The following is a 9,592-nucleotide window of genomic DNA, read 5'->3' as shown; positions in this document are numbered from 1 at the left end:
CGCCCCGGCGGGCAGGCCCGGTCCGGTCGCCTCCCGGCTCGGCCCTGCCGCCTCCGGGGCCGCCCCCGCCGGGTCGCGGCCGGCCATGCCGGGCCCGTCGCTCGGTGCGGCGGGGGTGCGGCCGGCCATGCCCGCCCGGTCGGTGCCATCCGGGGGAGCGTCGAGGCCGGCGGCCGCCGGTTCGGCTGGGGTCGGGTGGGCCAGCCGGCCGAAGGCCGGGCCGCCGAGCGCGGCGGCGGACGGATCGGCCAGCCAGCGCTGCGCGAGGGCCAGCAGCGCCGCCCGCGACCGGGAACCGCCCCGGGCGGTCGCCGCCGTGCCGCCGCGGGTCCGGCTGCGCGCCGCGGCCTCGGTGAGCAGCTCGCCCGGCACGTCGAGGACGACGGCGAGCCAGTTCAGCCAGAAGTCGCCAGGGAGCCGAAGCTGCCGTTCCCAGCGGCTGACCTCGTGCCGGGTCAGGGTGGGCACGCCGGAGGCGGCACAGAGCTCGGCGGCGATCCGCTGCTGACTCCAGCGGCGGGCCAGCCGCAGCTCGGCCAGGAGCGGCCCGAGCAGGCGCGGGCCGGGTGGCGGGAACGGGGTCATCGGTCCTCCGGTGGACGTCGGCGCCGGTCGGGCGGCGCGGGCACCCGGACCGACTGGACCGGACCCTCCGCGACGCGATCGTGCTGACCCCCGCGCGGCCCCCCGGGGATCGGCCACCGGCCGACCCCACCGCGCTGACCCATTTCTACCCCCGGGGTACGACGCTCCCGGCGGCCGCCGTCCGCCCGCTGGGAAGCTCATGGGTGCCTCGAGTGCCGACCGCTAGAGTCGGTACGTGGCGCTCGGTCTCCCCTCGGTCCTCCCGAATCCCCAGCCGGCGATCGGGGAGCTGATCCGTGTCGGCCAGCCGACCTTCTCCTTCGAGTTCTTCCCGCCCAAGACCGAGCAGGGGGAGCGGCTGCTCTGGCAGGCGATCCGCGAGCTGGAGTCGTTGCGCCCCTCGTTCGTCTCGATCACCTACGGCGCCGGCGGGTCGACCCGGGACACCACGGTCGCGGTGACCGAGCGGATCGCCACCGAGACCACCCTGCTGCCGATGGCGCACCTGACCGCGGTCAACCATTCCGTCGCCGAGTTGCGGCACGTCATCGGCCGGTTGGCCGGTGTCGGGGTGCGCAACGTGCTCGCCGTGCGGGGCGACCCGCCCGGCAACCCGGGCGGCGAGTGGGTGCCCCACCCGCAGGGCGTGCAGTACGCCGAGGACCTGGTCCGGCTGGTCCGCGACGCCGGTGACTTCAGCGTCGGCGTGGCCGCCTTCCCGTACAAGCATCCGCGCTCACCCGACGTGGCCAGCGACACCGCGCACTTCGTCCGCAAGTGCCGGGCGGGGGCCGAGTTCGCCATCACCCAGATGTTCTTCGAAGCCGACGACTACCTGCGGCTGCGGGACCGGGTCGCCGCGGCCGGCTGCGACACCCCGATCCTGGCCGGGGTGATGCCGGTGACCCAGATCGGCACCATCGAGCGGTCGGTGCAGCTCTCCGGGGCGCCGTTCCCGCCCGCGCTGGCGGAGCGGTTCGAGCGGGTCGCCGACGACCCGGAGGCGGTCCGCCTGCTCGGCATCGAGCAGGCCAGCGAGATGTGCGCGAAGCTGCTCGACGAGGGCGTGCCGGGGATCCACTTCATCACCCTCAACCGGTCCACCGCCACCCGGGAGGTCTGGCAGCACCTCCGGGCCGGCGCGCGGGTGTGACCACCCGTCCCGCCGACACCAGCAGCGCCCTGTCTACAGAGCTGGGGCGAGGGGCTGCCGTCTTCAGGCGGCAGGTGAATGGCTGTACTGGCCTCGCACTGTTAGTTGCGGCGCACATATGCTTGGATGGTGGCCGGGTATCAGACAAATCGGGGGGCGGCGTACAGCCTCAGCTACCACATCGTGTGGTGCCCGGAGCATCGCCGTCCGGTGCTCGTCGGCTCGGTCGCCGATCGCCTGCGGGACCTGATAGGGCACAAGTGTGACGAGCACGGCTGGTCGGTCCCGGCCCTGGAAGTCATGCCCGATCACGTGCACCTCGTCGTCCGGGCGGGACCCGACCGCCTCGCCTTCGTATGTGGCGAACCAGCTCAAGGGCTTTACGTCGCGGACGTTGCGTGAGGAGTTCCCCCACCTGCGTCGGCGGTTGCCGACGCTGTGGTCCCGGTCGTACTTCGTGTCGTCGGTCGGCACCGTGTCGACCGCGACCGTTGAGAAGTACATGGAGACGCAGTGGGAGAGGCCGGTGCAAGAGCGTCGCGTCGTGAAGGTCAACCGCGGGTACGTGCGTCGCCTCACCCTGACCCCCGAGCAGGCTGCCGCCCTCGATACTCAGGGCCACGCGGCTCGCGCGTTGTGGAACCTGCTGCACGCCTGGTGGACGTGGGGCGGGAAGGGTAGACGGCCGGGCCTCAAGCAGGCCGATGAAGCGATCCGGCAGGCCCGCGTCGACATTCCCTGGCTGGCGGACCTTCCCGCGCAGGCCGCGCAGCAGGTCCTGAAGACGTACGTGCGGGCGTGGAGGAACTGCTGGGAAGGTCGCGCGTGCGCGCCGGAATTCAAGGGCCGCCTGCGGTCCCGCATGTCCGTCGACGTGCCGCAGGGCCGCGACCTCGCCGTCACCCGCCTGTCCCGCCACGTCGGACAGGTGCGCCTTCCGAAGGTCGGTGTGGTCCGGTTTCGGTGGTCCGGGTCGATCCCCGGTGTCGGCCGCGAGCCGGGACGCACCACCGGCGCCCGGCTGGTCAAGGACGTGCTGGGCTGGCACATCGTGTTCCGCACCGAAGTGGAGACCGGGACACCCGCGCCGCACCACGGGCCTGCGGTGGGCATCGACCGTGGCGTCAACGTCGCCCTGGCCCTGTCCGACGGCGCCGACCACACCCACGGGTCGTGGCTGCGGCCGAAGGAAGCCGAACGGCTTCTGCGGCTGGAGCGCAAGGCGGCCCGCCAGAGGCGGGCACGCAAGCCATCCGAGCGCACGTCGAACCGCCTGCACCGCACCTACGACCAGATCGCCGGGGTACGCGCGAGAGCCAAGCGCCGCCGCCACGACTGGCAGCACCAGACCACCACGGCCATTGCCGAGAAGTACGGCATCGTGGTGGTGGAACACCTGCGGGTCAAGAACATGACCCGCTCCGCGAAGGGCACCGTCGCCGCGCCGGGCAGCAACGTGCGGCAAAAGGCCGGGCTGAACCGGGTCATGCTGAACGAGGCCCACGCCCGCACCATCGACCTGCTGACCTACAAACTGGCCGAGCGCGGCGGGCAGCTGCGGAAAGTCCCCGCGGCGTACACGTCGCAGACCTGCTCGGGATGCGGACACCGCGACCCCCGCTCCCGCAACGGCGTCACGTTCACCTGCACCTCATGCGGCCACGCCGGCCACGCCGACACCAATGCAGCCCAGAACATTCTCCACGCGGCCGGACTTGGCCGTGTACGGACGTGGAGCCCCGCACCTGTGGGCCGTGAAACGTCAACCACCCGACGTGCCACATGACCGCCGTCGGGAATCTGCCCCCTTCAGGGGACAGAGGAAGTCAAGGTTGATCCCGTGGTGGGCACACAGCTGAACTGGGACCAGTACGCGACTGCGTGGGCGCGGCTGCACGGCGGGTTCGACCCGCGGGTGGCGGCGCCGGTGGTCCGCGCCTGGCTGCGCTTCGCCTACCACGTCGGGTACGTGCTGGGCCGGCTGCGGGTCGGCCCGACCCCGGTCACGGTGGTCGGCGTGCTGCTCTGCTTCTGCGTGCCGCTGTTGGTCGGGCGGTCGGGGGACGGGCCACTGCTCGGGGCGCTGTTCGTGCTGCTCGCCGCGGTGGCGGACAGCGTCGACGGCGCGGTGGCGGTGGCGACCAACCGGACCACCCGGCTCGGCTACGTCTACGACTCGGTCGCCGACCGGCTGGGCGAGGCCGCCTGGCTGACCGCGTTCTGGCTGATCGGCGCGCCGGGCGCGCTGGTTGCCGCCGCCGGCGGCCTCTCCTGGCTGCACGAGTACGTCCGGGCCCGGGCGGTCTCCGCCGGCATGCGGGAGATCGGCGCGGTGACGGTGGGGGAGCGCCCCACCCGGGTCTGCGTGGCCCTGGTCGGGCTGCTGGTCTCCGGGCTGACCGGGTTGATCGACGTGGATCTCATCGCCGGCACGATCACGATGGCCACCACGGTGTGGGTGCTGCTGGCCGGCTTCGGCCTGGGGCAGCTGCTCTCCGCCGTCCGCCGCGCCCTGATCGACGCCGACTGACCGGCCCACCCGGCTACCAGGCCGGGCCGATCTCCTCGGCGACGATCTGGGCGGACATGGTGACCATGGGCAGGCCGCCGCCGGGGTGGCTGGAGCCGCCGACCAGCCAGAGCCCGTGCGCCGGACCCCGGTTGGCCGGGCGGAGCAGCCCGCCCGCGGTGCCGTAGATCGTCCCGCCCGGCGCGCCGGTCGCCTCGTCCAGGTCGGCCGGGGTGCGGATCTCCCGGAACACCAGCCGGTCCCGTACGTCCACGCCCCGCTCGGCGAGCACGTCGAGGATCCGGTCGGCGTACGCCTCGGCGAGCCCCGGGCGTCGCCAGTCGACCGCGCCCGGGGCGGTGCCGTGCCGGGCGGCGTTGACCAGCACGAACCACGCCTCGTGCCCGTCCGGGCGGACCATCGGGTCGTCGGCGACGGTGACGAAGACCGTCGGGTCGACCGCCGGCCGGGCCCGGATCCCGCGCCCCGGGTCGCCGAAGACCGCGTCGAACTCGGCGTCGTGGTCGCGGGGGAAGAAGACGGTGTGGTGAGCCAGCCCGGAGTCGCCGCGTACCCCGAGCAGCAGCACGAAGCCGGCCAGGCTGCGGTCGGTCAGCCCGGCCAGCCGGCGGGGGCTGGGCAGCAGGTCCCGGTAGACGGTGAGCGCGTCGACGTTGGCCACCACCACGTCGGCGGGGACGGGCGCGGCGACGCCGGCGAGGCGTACGCCGTGGACCCGGCCGCCCGCGGCGTCGATCCGGGTGACCGTGGCGCCGGTCTGCACCACCACGCCGAGGTCCAGGCAGCGGGAGAGCAGCGCGTCCGCGAGGGTGCCCAGCCCGCCCCGCAGGTACCAGCCGCCGAAGGTCAGCTCGGCGTAGGGGACGGCGACCAGGGCGGCCGGGGCCCGGCGCGGGTCGGCGCCGGTGTAGGTGGCGTACCGGTCGAGCAGCATCCGCAGCCGGGGGTCGGACAGGTGCTTGCGGCCCAGTCCGCGCAGGGTGCGGCCGGGCCCGATGGCGGCCAGGTCGCCCAGCCGCCAGGCCAGCGCGGCCAGGTCGCGGGGGGAGTCGATGGCGCGGCGCAGGACGTCCCGGTGCGACGCCTCCCAGACCCGGGCGGCGCGTCGCCAGAGTCGCTGCCAGTCGGCGGCGGCCCGGTCGCCGAGGGCCGCGCCGATCCGGGCGGCGAACTGGGCCGGGTCGGCGCAGGAGTCCAGGGTGGGCCCGTCGCCGGGGAAGACGTGCCGGACGATCGGGTCCAGCGGCGTCAGGTCGAGGTATTCGTCGAGCTTGGCCCCGGTCGCCTCGAACAGGTCATGGAAGACCTGGGGCAGGGTGAGCAGGCTCGGCCCGGTGTCGAAGTGGAACGACCCGGCCGGGGTGTCGTGGGCGTACCGGCCGAGCTTGCCGCCGACGGTGTCGGCCCGCTCGAAGACGGTGACCTCGTGCCCGGTGACGGCCAGCCGGGCGGCGGTGGCCAGCCCACCGACGCCGGCGCCGATGACCACGATCCGCGCCATGCCGTGCCTCCTAGCTGACCGGGCGGCCCCGCCAGGTCAGCCGCCGCCGCTTCCGCAGATGGTACGACCGCAGGGTCAGCCAACCGAGGACCACGACCGACACGGGGTGTGCCAGCGCGTCGGGCCAGGCCCGCCCGCCGGTGGCCCGGGCGCTGACCACCCGCCCGGCGACGCCCAGCAGGTATGCGATGAGCGCAACCATTGACACCGGTGGCGCCGTCGGGGCGAGCCCGACCGCGACCAGCGGGGGAGCCGTGTAGAGCAGGAGCAGCACGGTCACCACCGCGGCCGCCGCGACGGGGTGGCCGAAGGCGGCCCAGAGCGACTTGGTGTAGCCGTCGCGCAGCTGCGGCCAGCTCTCGTACATCCGGCAGGCGGCCAGCTCCGCGCCGTCGGCGAGGGCGATCCGACCGCCGGAACGCTTCACCGCCCGGGCCAGCTCGATGTCCTCCAGGACCTTGTCGGCGACCGCCGCGTGCCCGCCGGCCCGCAGGTAGCCGGCCCGGTCGACGACCAGGAACTGCCCGCCGGCCGCCGCCAGGGACGGCCGCGGCGAGCGCTCCATCGCCCGCAGCGGCAGGAAGGTCAGCCACAGCCACTGCAGCAGCGGCTGCACCAGCCGGTCGGCCACGCCGCGGACCAGGATCCGGGGGTACGGCGACAGCAGCGCCGCCCGGGCCGCCCGCAGTTCGGTCACCGCCGCCGCCACGGCGTACGGGGTGAGCACCACGTCGGCGTCGACGAAGGCCAGCACGGTGGCGCCCGGATCGGTGCGGGTGGCGAGCTGCCAGCAGGCGTGCGGCTTGCCCAGCCAGCCCGGCGGCGGGGCGACCCCGGTGAGCAGGGTGAGTCGCGTGTCGTCGCCGGCCACCGCGCGCACCACGTCGGCCGTGCCGTCGGTGGACCCGTCGTCGAGCACCACGATCCGCAGCCCGGGCACGCCCCGCTGGGCCAGCAGCGCGCGCAGGCACGGTTCCACCCGGTCGGCCTCGTCGCGCAGCGGCAGCAGCACCGCCACCGGTTCGGTCACCTCGACCGGACCGGCGTCGGGGCGGCGCAGCCAGCGGGTGGCGTTGACCCAGGTGTGCGCGGTGAGCGCGGCGACCGCGACGACGAGCGCGAGGACGGCGGTCATGCCGGCGCGTCGACACCGGGGCGCGGCGCCGGATGCCGCTCCCGCCGCTCGGCGCCGACGCGCCGGGCGCGCAGCAGCGTCACCGCCAGGGGCGCCGCGGTCACCGCCATGCCGGCCGCGCCCCAGGCCGCCGAGGCGGGCAGCCGCAGGAAGACCGCGTGCGCCAGCACGCTGGAGAAGTACGTCCACAGGTAGAGCCCGAACATCGGCGCGTCCCGCCCGTCCACGCGATCGGCGGCGGCCCCGGCGAGGGGGCGCAGCGCGCAGGTCAGCAGCACCGCGAAGAGCAGCCAGCCGAGGTAGTTGCTGACCGGGATGCCGGGCAGCCCGGGCAGCGCCGGGGTGGCGTCCCGCCAGACCCAGTACCCCTCGGCGACCAGCTGCGGGTCGAGGAAGAGGTCCCAGGCGGCCAGCCCGACCGCGGCCAGCCCGATCCGCCCGGCTCGGGACGAGGTGAGCCGGACCGCGGCCAGCCAGGCCGGCCAGGCCATCCAGGTCCAGGCGAGCGGGATGATCAGCGGCACCCCGGCCAGCTTCGGTCCCAGCTCCCCCGAGTAGTCGTAGCTGCCGAACGGGACGCCGGTGGCCACCCCGACCGCCTCGATCGCGAACCCGCCGCCGGTGGCCACCGCGACCAGCGCCCCCGCCGTCCGCGCACCCCGGCTGAGCAGCGCGTGGCCGACCGAGAGCAGGTAGCCGAGCACGACGGTGGCCACGGTCAGCGCGGCCCGGGTGGCGCCGCCGGTGAGCGGGTAGCAGATCTGGGCGAGGACCAGGAGGGCCAGCAGCGCCCAGGGCAACCCCCGCCGGATCACGGCGCGGCCGGGCCGGGCGCGGCGTCGGGGCCCGGCGTGGGCAGCGGCAGGTCCCGGCCGAGCACGCCGAACGGCCGCTCGTCGCCGGGGAAGTGGAAGTGGCGCAGGATGTCGACGAAGCCGAACCGGCGGTACAGCCGCCACGCCCGGGACTTCTGCTCGTCGGCCTCCGGCGTGGATAGCAGGGTGGTCGTCCCCTCCGCCATGCTGAGCAGGGCGCGCAGCTGGCCGGCGCCCAGGCCGTGCCCCTGCGCGGGCGGCCGGACGTGCAGCTCCACCACCTCGAAGCAGTGGGTCAGCCACCGGCGCCGGGCGTCGGCGTCCAGCGCCCGGTGCACCTGGTCGTGCCACCACTGGCCGGCGGCGCCGAGGTAGCCGTACCCGAAGCCGGCCAGGTGGCCCTCGGTGGTCAGGCTGGCGACGGCCCGGAAGCCGGGGCGGCGGACGTGGGTGGCGATGTAGCCGCGGCGGGCCTCCAGCAGGTCGGCGCGGTAGCCCATCGCCTCGCCGTAGACGGCCACCACGTCGTCCAGCCGCCGGACCAGATCGTCCGGCGTCCACCGCACCAACCTCATGCGTGTCCTCTCGCCTTTTCCGGGCCGCCCTCGGCGACCCACCCGAGCACCGTCCGGTCGCCGATCACGTCGCGCACCTCGAACCGCGCGAAGAGTTCCTCCGCGTACCAGCCTTCGGTGGGGGTGCGCGTGATCGCGGCGCGGTGCTCCGGGTGACGGTACGCGAACGCCACCAGCTCCGCCGGATCACGCCACACGCTCACCGTGCCCTGCCAGCCCAGCGGGGCCTCGCCGACGCCGAACCGGGCGAGCAGCCCGGGCGCGGCGTGCAGGGCGGCGGCGACCGGGGGGATCGCCCGCCAGAAGGTGACCGCCCGGCGGGCCCGCAGCCGGGCCCGGGTCAGCGCCAGCACCGGCCCGTCGACCCGGCCGCCCGGCGGGTCGCCGAACGGGCGGACGCCGGACCACTCACCACGGCTGGTCAGCGGGCGCAGCTCGAGGCGGGCCGAGCCGCGGGCGATCCGGGCCCACGAGCGGCCCACCGGCGAGTCGTCGAAGCCGGCCGCCGCGGCGGGGGAGTCCCAGACCACCAGCGCGGCCCACCGGGTCAGGTCGGCGTCGCCGGGACCGAAACCGGTGCCGGTCCCGGTGCCGAGCAGCTTGCCGAACCGTACGCCGGGGGTGCGGCGCAGCCGGCGCGGGTGCAGCGCCATCCGGGCCAGCGCCCGGGGCACGGCGGCCCGGGGGATCCGCCACACGTGCAGCGTGACCAGTTCGGGAGTGCTCACGCCACCTCGGTCGGCGTCCCCGCGGTGATCCGCAGCAGCTCCGCGTACGTGGTGGGGAAGACCGCCTGGGGCACCCCGCCGGCCGCCCACACCTCGTCGTAGCCGGCAAGGTCGGTGTCGACGAGGGTGCGCAGCGGTCGCGGGTGGCCGACCGGGGCGACGCCGCCGATGACCTGACCGGTGTGCTCCTTGACGAACTCGGGGGTGGCCCGGCGCAGCCGGGTGACCCCGATGGACGCGGCCAGGCCGGCGGTGTCCACCCGGTGCGCGCCGGAGGTGAGCACCAGCAGGGGCGCGTCGTCCGCGTCGAAGATCAGCGAGTTGGCGATGGCGCCCACGCCGACGCCGAGCGCCTCGGCCGCCGCCGCGGCGGTGTGCACCGCCTCGGGCAGCAGGCGGACCTGGCTGGCGCCGCCGGATCCGTCCCGCGCGCCCGCCGCGTCGAGCGCCCGCTGCACCGTCTGCACGTTCGGGTGTGGCTGCATGCGGTCATTCTTCCCGGTCCACCACCCCCCGCTTCACCCGGCCACGCGGCCTGTCCCACTCCCGAGGCAGGCGCGAGGGGAGGGG

At 75.3% G+C, this 9,592-nt stretch carries 9 protein-coding genes and 2 pseudogenes; 4 read left to right on the top strand and 7 right to left on the bottom strand.

The annotated features are described in order from the left end of the window. Positions 1-585: pseudogene (locus DKT69_RS40475) on the bottom strand (helix-turn-helix domain-containing protein); the annotation flags it as partial. A gap of 235 nt (positions 586-820) precedes the next feature. Here DKT69_RS40475 and metF point away from each other — a divergent pair. The 4 genes and pseudogenes from metF to DKT69_RS36215 all read left to right on the top strand — a co-directional run bounded on the left by metF (position 821) and on the right by DKT69_RS36215 (position 4,268). Continuing rightward, the gene (metF, locus tag DKT69_RS36225; RefSeq protein ID WP_109805856.1) at positions 821-1,738 is read left to right on the top strand and encodes a methylenetetrahydrofolate reductase [NAD(P)H]; all 918 of its coding nucleotides are present in this window, start codon (positions 821-823) and stop codon (positions 1,736-1,738) included. 126 nt (positions 1,739-1,864) lie between these two features. After that, positions 1,865-2,261, top strand: a pseudogene (gene tnpA, locus DKT69_RS36220) (IS200/IS605 family transposase); the annotation flags it as partial. Then, positions 2,241-3,524 (top strand): RNA-guided endonuclease InsQ/TnpB family protein, encoded by a 1,284-nt coding sequence (locus DKT69_RS39310; protein WP_236648671.1) that lies wholly within the window; start codon positions 2,241-2,243, stop codon positions 3,522-3,524. The pseudogene tnpA and the gene DKT69_RS39310, both read left to right, overlap by 21 nt. A gap of 54 nt (positions 3,525-3,578) precedes the next feature. Further along, positions 3,579-4,268 carry a CDP-alcohol phosphatidyltransferase family protein gene (locus tag DKT69_RS36215; protein WP_109805855.1) on the top strand — a complete coding sequence of 230 codons (690 nt, stop codon included), beginning with the start codon at positions 3,579-3,581 and terminating at the stop codon, positions 4,266-4,268. 13 nt (positions 4,269-4,281) lie between these two features. Here DKT69_RS36215 and DKT69_RS36210 read toward each other — a convergent pair whose 3' ends face one another. The 6 genes from DKT69_RS36210 to DKT69_RS36185 are packed head-to-tail and all read right to left on the bottom strand — an operon-like array spanning position 4,282 to position 9,507. Beyond that, positions 4,282-5,769 carry a phytoene desaturase family protein gene (locus tag DKT69_RS36210; RefSeq protein ID WP_109805854.1) on the bottom strand — a complete coding sequence of 496 codons (1,488 nt, stop codon included), beginning with the start codon at positions 5,767-5,769 and terminating at the stop codon, positions 4,282-4,284. 10 nt (positions 5,770-5,779) lie between these two features. Beyond that, entirely contained in the window at positions 5,780-6,904 is a 1,125-nt protein-coding gene (locus DKT69_RS36205; protein ID WP_109805853.1) for a glycosyltransferase family 2 protein, read from the bottom strand. Beyond that, positions 6,901-7,716 (bottom strand): carotenoid biosynthesis protein, encoded by an 816-nt coding sequence (locus DKT69_RS36200; RefSeq protein ID WP_109805857.1) that lies wholly within the window; start codon positions 7,714-7,716, stop codon positions 6,901-6,903. The genes DKT69_RS36205 and DKT69_RS36200 overlap by 4 nt, the downstream gene beginning before the upstream one ends. Beyond that, on the bottom strand, positions 7,716-8,294 hold the full coding sequence (locus DKT69_RS36195; RefSeq protein ID WP_109805852.1) for a GNAT family N-acetyltransferase: 579 nt from the start codon (positions 8,292-8,294) through the stop codon (positions 7,716-7,718). Before DKT69_RS36195 ends, DKT69_RS36200 begins: the two co-directional genes overlap by 1 nt. Then, positions 8,291-9,022, bottom strand: coding sequence for a monooxygenase (locus tag DKT69_RS36190; protein ID WP_109805851.1), 732 nt, complete (start codon positions 9,020-9,022; stop codon positions 8,291-8,293). The genes DKT69_RS36195 and DKT69_RS36190 overlap by 4 nt, the downstream gene beginning before the upstream one ends. After that, on the bottom strand, positions 9,019-9,507 hold the full coding sequence (locus DKT69_RS36185; protein WP_109805850.1) for a YbaK/EbsC family protein: 489 nt from the start codon (positions 9,505-9,507) through the stop codon (positions 9,019-9,021). Before DKT69_RS36185 ends, DKT69_RS36190 begins: the two co-directional genes overlap by 4 nt. Positions 9,508-9,592: the final 85 nt, after the last annotated feature.

Source organism: Micromonospora sicca (assembly GCF_003172935.1).
Classification (GTDB): domain Bacteria; phylum Actinomycetota; class Actinomycetes; order Mycobacteriales; family Micromonosporaceae; genus Micromonospora; species Micromonospora sicca.
Note: the sequence above shows the minus strand (reverse complement) of the source record. Positions and strands in the feature narration are given on the sequence as shown.